The organism is uncultured Fibrobacter sp. (assembly GCF_937877005.1).
In the GTDB taxonomy this organism is placed as follows: domain Bacteria; phylum Fibrobacterota; class Fibrobacteria; order Fibrobacterales; family Fibrobacteraceae; genus Fibrobacter.
Genome location: NZ_CALEFV010000202.1, coordinates 1 through 15954 on the forward strand (window position 1 = coordinate 1; position 15954 = coordinate 15954).

Annotated in this window: 12 protein-coding genes, 1 tRNA gene and 1 pseudogene; 7 read left to right on the forward strand and 7 right to left on the reverse strand. The window is 50.8% G+C overall.

Translation table 11 applies throughout. The annotated features are described in order from the left end of the window. Nucleotides 1–92 precede the first annotated feature (92 nt). Entirely contained in the window at nucleotides 93–1217 is a 1125-nt protein-coding gene (lepB, locus tag Q0628_RS09295; RefSeq protein WP_298770370.1) for a signal peptidase I, read from the forward strand. 69 nt (nucleotides 1218–1286) lie between these two features. Here the strand turns inward: lepB and Q0628_RS09300 are convergent, their stop codons facing one another. Both Q0628_RS09300 and Q0628_RS15735 read right to left on the reverse strand, forming a co-directional pair. Next, nucleotides 1287–2531 carry a DUF1015 family protein gene (locus tag Q0628_RS09300; protein ID WP_366979150.1) on the reverse strand — a complete coding sequence of 415 codons (1245 nt, stop codon included), beginning with the start codon at nucleotides 2529–2531 and terminating at the stop codon, nucleotides 1287–1289. Between the two features lie 99 nt (nucleotides 2532–2630). Continuing rightward, nucleotides 2631–3128 (reverse strand): annotated as a pseudogene (locus tag Q0628_RS15735) (DUF2062 domain-containing protein); the annotation flags it as partial. Between the two features lie 81 nt (nucleotides 3129–3209). On the opposite strand from Q0628_RS15735, the gene greA reads away from it, so the two are divergent. Both greA and Q0628_RS09310 read left to right on the forward strand, forming a co-directional pair. Beyond that, nucleotides 3210–3677, forward strand: coding sequence for a transcription elongation factor GreA (gene greA / locus Q0628_RS09305; protein ID WP_298770374.1), 468 nt, complete (start codon nucleotides 3210–3212; stop codon nucleotides 3675–3677). A gap of 83 nt (nucleotides 3678–3760) precedes the next feature. Continuing rightward, on the forward strand, nucleotides 3761–4564 hold the full coding sequence (locus Q0628_RS09310; protein WP_298770376.1) for a TatD family hydrolase: 804 nt from the start codon (nucleotides 3761–3763) through the stop codon (nucleotides 4562–4564). Here Q0628_RS09310 and Q0628_RS09315 read toward each other — a convergent pair. From Q0628_RS09315 to Q0628_RS09325, 3 genes are all read right to left on the reverse strand, one after another. Further along, nucleotides 4561–6489 carry an EAL domain-containing protein gene (locus Q0628_RS09315; RefSeq protein WP_298770378.1) on the reverse strand — a complete coding sequence of 643 codons (1929 nt, stop codon included), beginning with the start codon at nucleotides 6487–6489 and terminating at the stop codon, nucleotides 4561–4563. The two genes, Q0628_RS09310 and Q0628_RS09315, sit on opposite strands and share 4 nt — an antisense overlap. A 154-nt stretch (nucleotides 6490–6643) precedes the next feature. After that, nucleotides 6644–6716 (reverse strand) — tRNA-Glu (locus tag Q0628_RS09320). A 56-nt stretch (nucleotides 6717–6772) separates the two neighbouring features. After that, a complete protein-coding gene (locus tag Q0628_RS09325; protein ID WP_298770380.1) occupies nucleotides 6773–8728 on the reverse strand; it encodes a peptidylprolyl isomerase in 1956 nt (651 codons plus the stop codon). Between the two features lie 145 nt (nucleotides 8729–8873). Between Q0628_RS09325 and nadB the strand changes: the two genes are divergently transcribed. From nadB to Q0628_RS09340, 3 genes are read left to right on the forward strand one after another with little or no spacing between them, the layout of a single operon-like run. After that, the gene (gene nadB / locus Q0628_RS09330) at nucleotides 8874–10451 is read left to right on the forward strand and encodes an L-aspartate oxidase (RefSeq protein WP_298770382.1); all 1578 of its coding nucleotides are present in this window, start codon (nucleotides 8874–8876) and stop codon (nucleotides 10449–10451) included. 56 nt (nucleotides 10452–10507) lie between these two features. Beyond that, nucleotides 10508–11569: a serine/threonine-protein kinase gene (locus Q0628_RS09335; RefSeq protein ID WP_298770384.1), complete on the forward strand. Its 1062-nt coding sequence runs from the start codon at nucleotides 10508–10510 to the stop codon at nucleotides 11567–11569. A 1-nt stretch (nucleotide 11570) separates the two neighbouring features. Beyond that, nucleotides 11571–12296, forward strand: a complete 726-nt coding sequence (locus Q0628_RS09340; protein ID WP_298770386.1) for a CvpA family protein — start codon at nucleotides 11571–11573, stop codon at nucleotides 12294–12296. A gap of 21 nt (nucleotides 12297–12317) precedes the next feature. Here Q0628_RS09340 and Q0628_RS09345 read toward each other — a convergent pair whose 3' ends face one another. Next, on the reverse strand, nucleotides 12318–13583 hold the full coding sequence (locus Q0628_RS09345) for an amidohydrolase (RefSeq protein ID WP_298770388.1): 1266 nt from the start codon (nucleotides 13581–13583) through the stop codon (nucleotides 12318–12320). Nucleotides 13584–13708: 125 nt separating this feature from the next. Here Q0628_RS09345 and Q0628_RS09350 point away from each other — a divergent pair, with 125 nt between their 5' ends. Beyond that, on the forward strand, nucleotides 13709–14704 hold the full coding sequence (locus Q0628_RS09350) for a diguanylate cyclase (protein WP_298770390.1): 996 nt from the start codon (nucleotides 13709–13711) through the stop codon (nucleotides 14702–14704). Nucleotides 14705–14745: 41 nt separating this feature from the next. Here Q0628_RS09350 and hisD read toward each other — a convergent pair. Then, nucleotides 14746–15954, reverse strand: a 1209-nt coding sequence (gene hisD / locus Q0628_RS09355) for a histidinol dehydrogenase (RefSeq protein WP_298770392.1), incomplete at its 5' end; no start/stop codon positions are given.

Genomic DNA, 15954 nt, shown 5'->3' on the forward strand with positions numbered 1-15954 from the left:
AGAGCATCGGCTCTGTCGAAGTGCCGCAGAAGGCGTTCCTCGCCGTGCTTTCGCTTTCTGACAACTCCACCAGCAACGGGGACTAGCTCCTTATGACATCGGGACCGGAGCGACTAGTAAAGAAACTGCAACGCAGAAATTCGCAGGGCCATGTGGTCATGCTATTCTTCTTACTCGTTGCAATTTTCTGCGCCGCTCTCGCCGCTCGCTATTACCTATTGGCACCAGTGCAGCTCCGCGACGCTTCCATGGCTCCAATGTTCAAGGAAGGATCCATTCACTGGATGTGCAAATTTCCGCAATGTATTTCTTCCATCACAGAAAAGGATATCGTGTGGATAACTCTCAAGAACAAAGAAACCATGGTCCGCAGAGTCCTCGCCCTCCCCGGAGACTCCATCGAAATCACGGACAAAGGCGCCGTACGCACACCTTACCGCAAATTTAAGTGGAAAGAAGAAAGTTACTTTATCCAAAGCAGAAAACTCTATGTTCCAAAATTGAACGACACACTCTACTTCGACAAGCTGAACGACATCGAACAGGATTATATCATTTCATACTTGATTAATCATGGTATTCCCGTATCGGTCCAGACGACTCTGTGGCAAGGAGACCACGAAATGAATATCGAGCGTGTCGGTTCGACAAAGATTGCAAACCGACAAGTTAGCCTGAAAGAAATCAATTTTTTGCCGTGGCAAGATCGTTACCTGATTGAATTACAGATTCGCCATAGTGAACCCGGCAACGCCCCGATAAAGCTAAAGAGACGACTCTTCCTAAACAACACACCCAAAGTTGCTGTACAAGATTCCTCAGAATTCAACGACACCTCAACTCTAGCAGACACTTTAAACAAGGCCGATTCCACAATTCAAAAGGATTCCGTAATCAAGGCAGACACGATCAAAGTTGCCGATACGCCAAGAGGTATACCGCTCAACGAAATCGTCATTCAGGACAACTGCTACTATCTGACCTGCGAAAAAGGCGAAAACTGTCCCGACTCGCGCGAATTAGGATACTTCACCAACAAGGATATTATCGGTAAATACATCGAATGGCCCGACCAATTCAAGAAAAAGGCTATCTCACCGATTCGTCACTATATCGAAAAAGCAGTTGAAAAAGTCCTCGAGCTGTTCATAACGGAGGAACCTAAAGAAATTTCCACCGAGGAAGCAGTTCCCACCGAGGAACAATCCGAGAAATAGCCCTCGGTGAAACACAAAAAAGCTCCCGCTTGCGGGAGCTCTTAATTTTTTCAGTCAATCGGATTAACCTTAATCCAACGAGTGAACCAGCAGGCCATCACGGAGCTTGGGTTCGAACCAGGTGCTCTTTGGCGGCATGATCTCGCCGGCGTCGGCGATGTTCATGAGCTGATCGAGAGTGGTCGGATACATGGCAAAGGCGCAGGCGCATTCACCGCTATCCACACGCTTCACCAGTTCGCCAAGACCGCGAATGCCACCGACAAAATCGATGCGCTTGGAAGTACGCGGGTCGTCGATGTCGAAGAGCGGCTTGAGGATGAGCTTCTGGAGGAGCGCCACATCCAGGCTGTCCACCGGGCCCAGGTTCTTGAGGAACTGGGCCTTGAAGGTACAAGCGTACCACTTGCCACCCATGTAGAAATTCACCTGGTTCTGCTTGGCGGGGCTCTGCATCTTGTCGAGAGCAACGATATCGAACACCTTCTTCATCTCTTCCATGAGCTGTTCCGGAGTGCGACCGTTCAGGTCCTTCAGCACGCGGTTGTAGTCCAGAATCTTCAGCTGGGTGCTGGGGAACAGGATGGCGAGGTAACGGTTGTATTCTTCGTCACCGGTGTTGTTCGGGTTCTGCTCGGCGCGGTAGCTGGCGGCACGGGCACCGGCGGCACTGCGGTGGTGACCGTCGGCAATGTAACTCACCGGAACGGCTTCGAAAGACTTGCGGATGGCTTCAATTTCGGCGTCATCGTCAATGATCCAAACCGTATGGCCGAATCCGTCGCCCTTGCTCACGAAGTCGTAAACGGGCTTACGCTTGGTGACGGCTCCGAACACGTCGAACTGGCCCTGGTCACGGTAGGTCAAAAACACCGGACCCGTGTTGGCGTTGGTGGCCAGCACATGACGAAGGCGGTCTTCTTCCTTGTCGGCACGGGTCAACTCGTGCTTCTTGATAATGCCGTTAAAATAGTCGGCGGCAGGCACGCAGCACACCAGGCCGTACTGTTCGCGACCGTTCATGGTCTGGCGGTAAACATAGAGGCAAGGCTTCTTGTCGTAAGCGATCACCCCGTCGGCAATCATCTTGTCCAGGTTTTCGCGGGCGTGCGCATAGACCTTCGGGTCGTAGGCATCCACGGAATCAGGGAGTTCCAGTTCGGCACGGGTCACGCGCAGGTAGGAATGCGGGAGGCCTTCGGCCATGGCCTTCGCTTCGGCGCGGTTCATCACGTCGTACGGAAGGGCAGAAATCGTTTCAGCTTCGGCCGGGTTCACCGGGCGCAGCGCCTTGAACGGATAGATGTGCATCATGGGGTGTTTTCCTTTGTGTGCTTCTTTAATTAAAGCCTCGTCTTCGGCAATCAAGTTCTGGATATAGCTGGTCTTGCCCGCCATCCATTTTTTCTTGCGATAATTTACAATAAAATAGGCCAGGAAAAAGAAGATTGCTCCGCCAATGGCAGCCACAATCGTAATTCCCACCATAAAAGCGGCCAAATGCCCCGCAGCGTCGTGCCACAGGTGCGAAATCACCGAAATGCAGTTCTTGAAAGAAAGTCCTTCAAATTCAGACAGAAAATCAAAATTAATCTTTTCGGGATTCAGGAGCTTGCAACCGATCGCATAGCCTGACGGGTAAAAGAAACCAAACTGAGTCAGCGGGTTTGCCACGAAGGAAGCCACGATTCCGGGGACCTTCGGGAGCCTGAACACGGCGCAAAACGCCACCGTCAAAAGGATGGCCACGCCGATAGTGGGCCAGATACCGATAAACACGCCGGCGGCAACCGACCAAGCCACCTTCAGGGCGTCCTGCCTTTTCGGAAACATGCGGTTGTAGTAGATGCGGCTGAGTCTCTTGTATTTGGACTCATTCTTGTCTATGGGTTTGTGCTTTAAATGAATCATTGCGTGCCAAATTTAGAAAAAGTCTCATCGCTCCTGCAATACAATCATCTAAAAGAAGTGATAAATTCTACATTTATTGCGATGAAACACTTAATCTCAAAAGAAGGCTTTGAAAAGTTCAAGGCAGAGTGGGAACACCTGAAATACGTGGAACGTCCGGCGATGATCAATCAGGTGCAGGCGGCCGCTGCCGAAGGCGACCGCAGTGAAAATGCAGCCTACACATACGGGCGCATGCGCGTGCGCGAAATCGACCGCAGGCTCCGCGAACTGGACCACATTTTGGACGGCGCGCAAGTCGTAGAATCGCAGGCATCCGACGACGGGACAATCCGATTCGGTGCAACGGTCAAGATGAAGGACATCAAGACCAAGCGCGAACGCACCTACAGCATCGTGGGCGAAAAGGAAATCGATCCATTGCAGGGCCGCATCAGCATGAAGTCCCCCGTCGGCGAAGCCCTGATGGGCAAAAAACAGGGCGACCAGGTACAAGTCCAAGCCCCCAAGGGAGTGATTACCTACGAAATTGTGGAAGTTAAATATTGATGATGTGTAATGTGAATTGTGTAATGTGAAATGAAAATTTTTCCCATTACTCATCACACATTCCACACCACACATTGGTAATTATGTTCATCGACACCCATTGCCATATTGATTCCTACGAACGGCACTCCGGCGAAAGCCTGGATTCGCTGCTGGAACGGCTCCCCCACGATGCCGACCCGAAGGTCGCCTTGCCTGAAGCGTTCATCCATGTGGCATGCGACCCGGCAGACTTTGCCCGCGCCCAGGAGCTCTCTGAAAAATACCCGAATGTCTACGCCGCTTACGGGATTCATCCGGAATATGTTCTGACAGAAACCACCGAAGACGAAGTCCGCCTGCAGGAATTTCTAAAGCACCCCAAGTGTGTAGCCTGCGGTGAATTCGGACTCGATTACCACTACGGTTCTGATACAAAAGCCAAACAGGTCAAGCTTTTCGAGCGCCACTTGGAACTCGGGCTCAAATCGGGCAAGCCACTTGTTTTGCACTTGCGAGAAGCCGACGACGATGCGCTTGCAGTGTTGCGCAATGCAGACCTTCGCGGAAGCAAGATTCACGTGCACTGCTTTACGGGCTCGCCCAAATTCTGTGCGCAATTGCTGGACTTGAAATACCGCGGAGCAAGCATTTTCATCGGCTTTACGGGAATCGTGACGTTTAAGAATGCCCAAAATGTGCGCGATGCAGCAGCAATCGTGCCCATGGACCAGATACTCCTGGAAACAGATTCCCCTTACATGGCTCCCATTCCCTACCGCGGAAAGCCCTGTCACTCGGGCTATATACCCTACATTGCCCAGGCGCTAGCGCAGATAAAAGAAAACCCCGTAGAACAACTCTACAGGGACTGTCGCGAAAATACTCGCCGATGCTACGGAATCTAAACCTCCACCGCCTGCAATGCATAATGTTTCTCAAGAAATTCCTCGGCCATGGGAACATCGAGCGGCTGACTGAAATAGAACCCCTGAATTAGCCTACATCCTTCGTTTCGCAGAAACTCTAGCTGGCTTTCCGTTTCAACACCTTCAGCAATGAGGTCCAGATTCAGGGATTTCGCAAGGCCAATCACCATGCGTGCAAAGGCAGCATCCTCTTCGTCATCCACCACATGGTCAATAAAGGACTTATCCATCTTCAAAGTATGAATCGGGAAACGCTTCAGAGAAGAAAGCGAACTGTATCCAGTACCAAAGTCGTCAATTGAAATCTGAATTCCCATCCCCGACAGAGCCTTCATGATTTCGATTGTCTTTTCCGCTTCGCAGACCGCCGTATATTCCGTAATTTCGAGCTTGAGATTCTTGGGATTCAAATTCGTGCGCAACAAGACCTGCTTCACATCGTCGACCATGTTGTCCAAGGCAAACTGCTTGGCCGAGAAATTGACCGCCACCTGCAAATCGGTGTAACCCATATCCACCCATTTCTTTGCCTGAATACAGGCCATTTCCAGAATCTGGGCACCCAGCGGTATGATAAGTCCAGTCTCCTCGGCAATAGGGATGAAGTCCGCAGGAGAAATAAAACCGTTTTCAGCCTGATTCCAGCGGACCAAGGCTTCGAACGACACTATTCTGTTGTTATTCCCTATATCGATAACAGGCTGATAAAAAAGAACGAATTCCTGCGCCTGGATTGCCTTGCGGATTTCAAATTCAAGCTTGTAAAGGCGCATCGCCTTCTCACGGATTCCGCCGCTAAAGAACTGAATTCCGCCATGATTCACGCCCTTCTTCATTTCGCGAAGGCTCGCCGTCGCATTCGCCATGATGTCTTCGACACAATCCACATCGCGGTTCATCGCAACGGCCATGGACACGCTGATATAGAGTTCCTGCGATTCGAGTTGAATCGGTTTCTTAACCGCATTATGGATTCGCCGTACGACATCCTTAACATCGCTATCACTATTTTCAATATTATGCAAAATGACAGCAAAGACATCTGGACCGATACGGGCAATGGAATCCTCCGGGCGGCACAACGAACGGAGTCTATTTGACACGATACGCAAGACCTTGTCACCCGTGTTTATTGAGTAGGAGGTATTGATAGCACTAAAACTGTCGATGTCCAAGAGAGCAACAGCAAATATATAATCAGGACGCTGCAGCGCCATTTCCACATCGATTTTCAACTTTTCAAGGAAGAAATTACGATTGTAGACACCCGTCAACGCATCTTGATACACATAATAGTAGCTCTGCTTTTCTCTTTGATCGCGATCCTGGCTTTCATTCAGGGCTCCCACGATTCGAATCGGGAAACCATCCTCATTTTTCTGAATACTGCCGGAAATGGTTAGCATCCGGCCATTCATCTTTTCATCAAGCAGCGAAACTTCCAGACTGAAGGATTCCCCCGTCTCAAGAGCAACGCTCATCTTTTCCTTGAAGCGGTTCCAATCCTTTTCCAGGACACGGGTCCTTAGCAAGTCAAAGGAATCATCCACCTGATCCAGATTCGCCTTCAGGAATTTTGCAGCCTTCTGAGACCAGTAGACCTTTCCCGAAGCGACATCGAATGTCCAGAAACCATTTGCCGAAACATCGATCATCATCTGGAAAAGTTCATCTTTTTCGAGCAAATCCTTCTTGAAATCACGGATCGGCATCGCACCCGTCGCTGGCGGAGCAATTTCTACATCCTCACGGATACGCTTATTGTTACCTATAATTGGAAAACGATATGCAACAGCAACCGTAATCAAGAAAATATCGGCCAATATATATGGAAAAACCCATAAGGCATAGTCCTCATGGTCCAAAATTTCAGGAATAAAGGAAGCAAAGAGGAGACTTGCCACGATGAGCAAGATTCTGAGCACTTTTTTATCATCAAAAATTCGCATTACACCACCATCACCATGCACCAAATTTATACTTTTTTTTACAAAAAATCAAAGAGTAAGCAAATAAAAAACTTCAATCTCTTTGTATACGAGACTGAAGTTCTTTTCATAGTGCCAAAGGGACTCGAACCCTTGTTACCGGCGTGAGAGGCCAGTGTCCTGGACCACTAGACGATGGCACCGAAAATGTTTGCTCATTAGGGCTCGCCAAATATAGCAAACATTCTAGATTCTGTCATTAATCTCTGTAGTAAAGATCAAGATTGTTGATGACCGGGGTCGAATTTTCGAGATTGTTCACGAATTCGTTGAACGAGCCCATTGCAGCATAGCCAGTCGTATTCGAGATATCCGTTTTCACGGCTGCGTTCAAGGCATCTTCTTCCGGGGCCTTCTTGGAAATAACCTTCACCATGACGGCACCATTATCGGTAGCAACCACTGGAGACCATTCGCCCACCTTCACGCCTTCGAGCGTCTTGGCGATACGGGAATTGCCATAACCGAAGCCAGGCACATAGCCATCCACAGATGCAGTAACCTTTTCGATATTCACCTTTTCAATCTTGTTCGCGGCGACCGTTGCAGAATCGGCAGTACTGTCTGCCGGGGTCCAGGCCTTCACCTTTTCAGCGACAGAATTCAGATAAGATTCTGCAGCAGCGGAGGACTTGCCGCGGAGCAATGTGGACTTGATGTTGTTGAAATAGAGATCGAGACTGCGTTCGCCAGCCTTGAGATCCTTGATCTTGAGAGCGACAACCACCCACTTGTTATTCTTCATAACCGGAGATACCTTGCTCACTTCATCCGGCAGGTTTTCATTCGGCCAGGCATAGGAGGCAAGTCCCCTCAGGTAACCCACGCCTTCGATATCTTCGCCACGAGAAATCCAGTTGGACTTTTGAACGTCAAGATTCTGTGCCTTGGCAGCATCTTCGAAAGAGGAACCTGCATCGACAGCCGTCTTGATGTTCGCGAGAATACCTTCGAGGCTATCGACCGTTTCGGAAGAAGCATTCACAATCAGGAGAATATGGCCAACCTTCACAACTTCTGCACCGGTAGAATCCTTGGACTTACCATAGGACTTGATGATGTGATAACCGAAGCGAGTACGTACGGGTTCAGAAACAGCACCGGAATCGAGTGCAAACGCAACATCCTCGAATTCCTTGACATAGACACCGCGACCCGTAAAGTCTTCACTCAGAAGGCCACCCTTTTCAGCGGAGGCCGGATCTTCAGAGGAAATACGGGCCATATCCTCGAAAGTCGTTGTCGAAGAAGAGTCCGTCAACTGATAGTAAAGTGTCATGGCATATTCACGAATGCGGGCATCGTCGCCAGCAGTCGCTTCTACAGGCAGATAAGCATAGGCAAACTGGGCCATATCCTTCTTTACGAAGAAGCTGTCGAGATGAGCGTTGAAGTAGCCAGCCACCATCACACTGTCGACGGAATTTTCGTCTGCCTTGAAGTCATTATTAGAGGCGACCGCCACCTGCAGTTCGTAGTCCGTCAAACGACGGCTAACAGCCCACTTCGATTCAAGCGAAGTTGCATGGAAGGAAGCTCCGACCAGCGCTTGCAGTTGACGCATAGGAATCGTATTCGTCTTGAGATCTTCTTCGAACTGAAGCATCACGCCCCAGTTATTGAACGCCTCGGGAGTCTTGAGCCAGGCATCGTATTCATCCTTGTTAAAGGTCGAGTCCGTCAGGAACTTCGGAAGGCTTGCGATATAAGCCTGCGTACGTTGCATCAGGTCTTCCTGGGAAGAGGCCTGCTGCTGAATCATGTACAGACGGCGTTGGGCTTCCTGCACCAAACGGCCACGAACGGCATCGGGATTGCGGGTAAATTCCGATTCGATTTCAGCAACGGATGCGCCAAGTTCAGCCTTTTCGAACTGATCGTTCATGAGAATCTGGCGAACAAAGCTACGGAACACTTCGCTACGCAGCTGATTGTAGTGTTCGTCTTCCAGATGCTGTCCCTGATACTGGTTCTGCACAATCGTCTTGATGCGGGAGTCGAATTCGGCGTAAGAAATCTTCTTGTCGCCCACTTCACCGACCGGGTAGCTATGTCCCTGGTTCGGGACGCGGTCCATGGCCAAAAGGCCCACCACGATACCCGCGGCAAAGATAACGATAATCCACTTGGCTTTTTCATTAATCCACGTTAACATAGAGTAGACTCCATAAAAATTTGTCGGCGCAAAATGTAGAAAAAAAAAGCAATTTGTTTTATTTTACATCCATTTAATGCCGAAATACGGCTTTTTTTCTATTTATGGAATATCAAAAAACTTTGAAACTCAATGGAGTTCGGTCATGTTCGATATTTTGGTTCTGGGCGCCGGCATTTCCGGCTTGAGCGCAGCCATCCACGCGGCAGAAAAAGGCCTCTCGGTCGTCATCCTTACAAAGGGGGCCAAACCGGACGGTTCATCCAACTACGCCCAGGGCGGCATCGCCACCGTCACTGAAAAAACGGACAAATTCGAATTTCATATTGCCGACACCCTCGAGGCAGGAGCCGGACTCTGCAAGAAGGAACCCGTGAACATCCTCACCAAAAGCGGTCCCGACACAATCCGGCAGCTCGTCAAATGGGGAGTCCAGTTCACCCCCTCGCCCACTGACCAGACCCAGTTCGACCTGCACCTCGAAGGCGGACACAGCCACCATCGCATTCTGCACGCCGCCGACCTGACCGGTAAAGAAATCATGCGCGCTCTGCTTGCCGAGTTGCACAAGCACCAAAACATCCACTACATTGAAAACTGCTACATCAAGGATCTTATCTGCAAAGGAGAAGGCAAGGAAAAACGCTGCATCGGGGCAAAGATTATTCACCAGAAATCGGGAATCGTCGAAAACCTCCTGGCCAAAGCGACAATTCTTTCGACTGGCGGTGCAGGCCGCATCTGGCAGTACACAGTCTGCCCGCCCGACAGTTGCGGAGACGGTATGGCCATCGCTGCGCGCGCTGGAGCCGCACTGCAAGATATCGAATTCATGCAGTTTCACCCCACAAGCCTTTATGCTCCGAGCCTCAAGAAACCCTTCCTCATTTCCGAAGCCGTTCGCGGTTTCGGGGGCATATTGAAAAACGACAAGGGCGAAGAATTCATGAACCAGGTTCATCCACTTCATTCCCTTGCGCCTCGCGACATCGTGGCACGCGCCATCCATAGTGAAATGCAGCGCCTCGGCAAGTCGCACATGTACATTGACCTTACCGGCCGTACGCCCAAGGACATTCGCAGCCACTTTCCCAACATCTACGCAAAGTGCATGGAAGTCGGCATCGACATGACAAAGGAATGGATTCCCGTGGTACCAGCCGCTCACTACATGTGTGGAGGCGTTCTGGTAGACACCTGGTCCCGCACCGAGATTAAGGGACTTTACGCCTGCGGCGAGGTCGCTGCGACGGGAGTCCACGGAGCAAACCGCCTCGCCTCGAACTCCCTCTTAGAAAGCGTCGTCTTTGCCATCCGCGCAGTCGACAATATCTGCAACAGTTCCCTTCTGAATGAAAAACTGAGCGCCGCGAAATCGAACAAGAAAGAACGCATTTCCTTCACCAAATCCGCCTACTGGCGTAAGCGCCGCAAAATTTTGCAGGACATGATGTGGACCCATTGCGGTATCGTGCGCACTGTCGCTGGTCTCAACCAGGGGCTCAAAGTGATCGAGGGGCTCGAAGCCGACGTGCAGAGCGCCATCAAGAACAAGGAAACCGAGAACCTCTATTTCATCGAGTTCCTGAATGCACTGCAGGTGTCGAAGATGATTCTGACAGCCGCCCTCAATCGCAAGGAATCGCGCGGTCTCCATTACATTCTGGACTACCCGAATCTGGACCCGAAGACAAAACACCATACAATCTACTTAGAGAAATAAGGAACGGGCCAGGGCCCTATAGACGAGAGACGAAAGACGAGAGAAGTTAGCGACGAATGACAACTGACGCGAAAAAGCCTAGCAAAATTGGTGGATACACGCCAACGCAGGAATTAGGTTCCGGCGCAATGGGCCAGCTATGGCTGTGCCACGACAAGTCGCTCGACCGAATGGTCGTGGTCAAGCAGATGCAGGAAAATCTGGAAGACTGCGACACGAATATCCGACGTTTCATGCAAGAAGGCAATATTCTTGCGCACCTGAACCATCCGGCCATTACCAAGCCCTATGCGCTCTGGAAAGAAAAGGACGGCAAACTCTCGCTTTCCATGGAATTTGTCCACGGCATGACGCTCCGTCAAATTCTGGACAAGGTCAAACAGCCTCCCCTGTGGTTAATCCTTGCCCTCCTCCACGAAATTCTCTGCGCCCTCGGCGAAGCTCATCGCAAGGGAATAGTCCATCGCGATCTAAAGCCGGCAAACATCATGATCGACCATGACGGTCGCATCCACCTGCTAGATTTCGGCATCGCCCATACCGATGACCCGCTCTCGTTCAACAAGGAAGATTCCGATAGACTCACCCAGACAGGAGCTATTCTCGGAACCGTTACCTACATGAGCCCAGAACAGTCACGCGGCGAAGAGGCAACCCCCGCATCGGACTTGTTTGCCGTAGGCATCATCGCCTGCGAAATGCTGATGGGCGAAAATATATTCCGCGGCACAAACTTCAGCGAAACCGTTCAGCGCATCCAGAAATTGCAAGTGACGGAAAAAGCCTTCGGAAAAGAAGTTCCCAAACGTCTACGCAAACTTGTTATACACCTACTGAAGAAAGACCCTCGCAAGCGACCGCTCACTGCAGTAGATGCCGCAGAACAGGTTTCTGTCGTCATGCGCAACCTTCCGCGCGATCTCGTGCCGTATACCGCCATGTGGCTACATGCGATCCGTGCAAGCAAGGATTCCATTGACTCCTCGCTTTACATCAATCCTCCTAGTTACCCAACCCATCGCACAAGACTTTTCGTAAGCGGATTATTGGCTGGCGCGGTGACAGCCGGTCTCATCTGCACACTGATTTTCATCAACCTTTTCAAAATCAATCTGTAACATGAACGCAATCGACATCGTAAGCCTCATCCTCATCCTTATCTTGATGCTTCTTGGTTTGTGGAGAGGATTCCTGCATGGTATCTTCAGACTTCTCGCCTGGGCATGCGCCATCATGGGAGCCTACTTTGCGCAAAAGCTCCTTGCCGATTTTATATCAGGCCTTCTCGAAACAAGCAGCTTTTCAACCACCCTGGTCTGCATCTGTATCGGTTTTCTCGTTCCGTTCCTCGTAGTTTCCTTTATCGGCCACCTCGTAAGCAAGTACACCAAGGACACGGTCGTCGGAAAAGTGGACCGAATCCTCGGTGGAATTTTTGGCGTCATAAAGGCCTTGCTCATCATATTCGTGCTACTCACTATCTTGCACATACTTCCCTTCGGAGGCATTGTACACGAGACTCGAGATGCCTCCGTCAGCTATACCGCATATAAAGGCACCCTGGAAATGATGGGCTACTCTTCCGAACCAGTCGACCTTGTCGGCGTTGCGGAACGCAAAGCTTCCGCCTTCACCAAAAACTTGACAGAAAAGGCTAGCGAAAAAGCGGAGGCGGTAGCAAAAGATGCAGCTGACAAGGCGGCAGATGCGGCCAAGGAAGCCGTCATCGATGCCGCAGGCAAGGCTGTCGCCAAGGCAAAAGGAACCGCAGCGGCTTCCATAGACACGGCCACGGCCAAGGAAGTCAAAGACAAGGCTGTAGAAAAAGTCCAAAAAGACAAGTAAAGCCGGCGGTCGTCCCCAGGGCTACAGGCGCGATATAATCTGATCTGTCGCAAGTCCCGCTTCTTTCACGATATCCTCTTCGCCATCGACATGACGGTTCCTCATGACGAATTTTCCATTACAGATGACCGAGTGGACGGCACTTGAATCGGCGGAATAAACCCAATTGCTCAAAAGGTTATGATTGGGGCAAAGGCGTTCATTACGTAAATCAAGCAGAAGGGCATCGGCAAGGAGGCCCTCAGATATCGAGCCCGCAGGAATTCCATAAGCGAGAGCGGTATTGGCGGTCGCCATAGCAAGCGCCTCCCGAGCTGGCAAGGCCTCGGCTTTTCCCGTCTTGTGTTCCACCTTCGCCAAAAGCGAAATCAGTTTCATTTCTTCATGCATGTCAAGATTGTTATTCGATGAAGCGCCATCAGTTCCCAGCCCAACAAGCATGCCGCTTCCAAGTAAAGCATTCACCTTGGGAATGCCACTCCCAAGCTTCAGGTTCGAAGAGGGATTCAATATTGCCGCTGAACCCGATTTGCTCATCAACGACATTTCGAATTCAGACAAATGGACGCAATGAGCCGCAACGAAGTTATCGCCTAGGACATTCCACCGATCAAGCAGTTCCACCGGAAAACATCCGTACTGTTTCTTGCAATCCTTCACTTCGCCAAGAGTCTCGGAAAGGTGCGTATGCAACACGTAGTTTTCTTCGCGAGCAAGCTTGGCACAGCGCTTGAACAGTTTCTCACCCACCGTATAAATGGAATGCGGCATCACCGAAAGTTTCACCCGTTCCGATTCAAAACGATGATCTTTCAGGAACTGGAGATTTTTCTCGATATGCGCCGGAGTATCCAGATTTTCGGCAATCGTAACACCGACGGTGGCGCGAATTCCCATTTCCTTGACCACCTTCATCGTCTCTTCTCTATGCCAGTACATATCCGAGAAAAAGACTGTTCCCGACTTGATCATTTCTAGAACGGCAAGTCGCGTACCGATTTCGATGTCTTTCGGAGTAAGTTTAGCCTCGAAAGGCCATATATACTCGCGGAGCCATTTCTGCAAGGGCATGTCATCGGCATAACCGCGCAACAGGGTCATTGCCGCATGGCAATGACCATTGTAAAAGGGAGGTACAAGCGCAAGTCCGCTACAATCCACCATGTCGGCCTTATCGAAATCGCGTTGCGTTAGATTGCGGTCTACCTTGGCAAACTTCTTACCAGAAATCAAAACATCCTGCGTTTTACCATTGAGATAAACATTCTTGAGAACAATCCTTGACATCGAATAGCCCCTATTATTCCAAATGAAAGTATTAAAATTATAGAAAAAAACGGATTTTCACGAAGCGAATCCAAATCTTTTTAGGAATCGCACCTCTTTTTTCCTTTTTTATATATAATTAAAATATGAACGACAATAAACTAGAGACCCTACCTATTTCTAGAAATGAATTCCACAAACTGGACATATTCAGGAATGTGGCTTTCGAAAGCCTAGCAGGTTACCTGCTAGGGTGTTCAACAGTTATTGTCGAACCGGGAAAGCTGTTAATCGACCCTGATCATCCCAAACAGCAATTGCTTATTCTGCTCGATGGGCTTCTCGAAGTCGTTCTCCATTCGCAGGGTGGAATATTTACCGACATTATCCACCCTGGGCACTGCGCCGGTGAAATGTCCATTTTCGAAAACATGAAACCAAGCGCCAAAGTCTATGCTAAAGAGAAAAGCAAGCTGCTAATTATCGAAGCAAGGACTGCACTTGCCATGCTCAATGCATCGCACGATCTATGCCTCAACTTTCTACAGATTCTCAGTCATCGTATTCGTAGCAACAACAAGGTCGTCTGCGAAGAAGAATACCACATCCGCTGTATCGAAGAGAATGCCAAGGTCGACTCGCTTACAGGCCTGCACAATCGCCGTTGGCTCGAAGAAATGTATACCCGCGAACTCAAGCGCAGCAACGACGGCAACTTTTCTCTTTCCGCATTCATGCTAGACATTGACCATTTCAAGAACATAAACGACACCTATGGTCACCTAGCCGGAGACCGAGTACTGATTACCGTTGCTCAGGAAATCATAAGAAGTCTAAGGCCTTCGGACATGCCCGTGCGATATGGCGGCGAAGAATTCACCGTCTTTTTACCGAATACGACTACAGAAAACGCAAAGGTCATTGCCGAACGACTGCGTTCCAACATCGAAAGAACCAAGATAACTCTCTCAACCGGCGAAACCATTATGGTTACCGTGAGCGTCGGTTTTACGGAACGCCAGCAGGGCGACACTGTCGAGACTTTGATCAGGCGCGCCGATGAAGCCCTCTACCATGCCAAGAACTCAGGCCGCAACAGAGTCTGCCTGAACATTGGAGATGGATCAATGCTTCTATTCTAGCCAATAAAAAAGCTCCCCATAGGGGAGCTTTTCTTTCATTTTTAGAGGCGCTTGAGAACCGCAGCGGCGTGGTGGATAAAGCCTTCTTCGGTCGCGACGGCGGCAATGGCCTTCGCATTCTTCTTGATGGCACGCTCGCTGTAGCGGATGATGCTCATGCGCTTTAAGAAATCATAGACGCCCAGCGGACTGAAGAAACGGCCCGTGCCGTTGGTAGGCAGCACGTGGTTCGGGCCCGCGAAGTAGTCGCCCACCGGTTCGCTGGACCACGGGCCGATAAACACGGCCCCCGCATTCTCGATCTGCGCCGCCATGGATTCGGCTTCGGCAGTCATCACCTCCAGGTGTTCCGGAGCGATGCGGTTCGCGATTTCCACACCGTCGAACCAGTCCTTCACCACGAGAATGCGCCCGAAGTTGCCGAGCACCTTCTCGAGGAGTTCCTTCTTCGGGGAATTTTCCACCTGGATATCCACGCAGGCGCTAATCATCTGGGCGGTTTCCATGTTGTCGGTAATGCAGATGGCCGCCTCGAAGCCGGAACCGTGTTCCGCCTGGCTAAGCAAGTCAGCAGCCACGAAGTCCGGATCGCAAGTGTTGTCCGCCATCACGAGCACTTCGCTGGGGCCAGCCACCATGTCGATATCCACGACGCCGAAGACTTCCTTCTTGGCGATGGCCGCAAAAACGTTGCCAGGGCCCACAATCTTGTCGACGCGTTCCACGACGGTCTTGCCCTTCGCGTCCTTCGCGCCGTAGGCAAGCAGGCCAATCGCCTGAGCGCCGCCGATGTGGTAGACTTCGGTAATGCCGAGTTCCTGCAGCACGAATGCGACAGCGCGGTTGATTTCGCCCTTGATCGGGGTCACCACCACGATATCCTGCACGCCGGCAACGAGAGCCGGAACCGCATTCATAATGACGGTGCTCGGGTAGATGCCCGCACCGCCCGGCACATAGAGGCCAACCCGCTTCATGGGGCGAATACGCTGGCCGAGCACGACGCCGTCGGCACCTTCCATAAGCCAAGATTCTTCCATTTGGTTCTTGTGGAAGTCGCGCACGTTCTTGATGGCCTGCTTCAAGGCCTTCTGGAGTTCCTTGGGGCACTTGGCGGCAGACTTCGCGATGGCCGAAACCGGCACGCGAATGTTCTTGCCCTTCAGGCCGTCGAACTTCTGGGCGTATTCCGTCGCCTTGGCGAAGCCGCCGTTCTTGATGTCGGCAAGGATCTGCATCACCTTGTCGTG

Bases quoted from the DNA above. Each gene is read 5' to 3' on its own strand.
- lepB (WP_298770370.1), top strand. From the start codon at position 93: ATGACATCGGGACCGGAGCGACTAGTAAAGAAACTGCAACGCAGAAAT.
- Q0628_RS09300 (WP_366979150.1), bottom strand. From the start codon at position 2,531: ATGATGCACATCTATCCGTTCAAGGCGCTGCGCCCGGTGAACCCGGCC.
- greA (WP_298770374.1), top strand. From the start codon at position 3,210: ATGAAACACTTAATCTCAAAAGAAGGCTTTGAAAAGTTCAAGGCAGAG.
- Q0628_RS09310 (WP_298770376.1), top strand. From the start codon at position 3,761: ATGTTCATCGACACCCATTGCCATATTGATTCCTACGAACGGCACTCC.
- Q0628_RS09325 (WP_298770380.1), bottom strand. From the start codon at position 8,728: ATGTTAACGTGGATTAATGAAAAAGCCAAGTGGATTATCGTTATCTTT.
- nadB (WP_298770382.1), top strand. From the start codon at position 8,874: ATGTTCGATATTTTGGTTCTGGGCGCCGGCATTTCCGGCTTGAGCGCA.
- Q0628_RS09335 (WP_298770384.1), top strand. From the start codon at position 10,508: ATGACAACTGACGCGAAAAAGCCTAGCAAAATTGGTGGATACACGCCA.
- Q0628_RS09340 (WP_298770386.1), top strand. From the start codon at position 11,571: ATGAACGCAATCGACATCGTAAGCCTCATCCTCATCCTTATCTTGATG.
- Q0628_RS09345 (WP_298770388.1), bottom strand. From the start codon at position 13,583: ATGTCAAGGATTGTTCTCAAGAATGTTTATCTCAATGGTAAAACGCAG.
- Q0628_RS09350 (WP_298770390.1), top strand. From the start codon at position 13,709: ATGAACGACAATAAACTAGAGACCCTACCTATTTCTAGAAATGAATTC.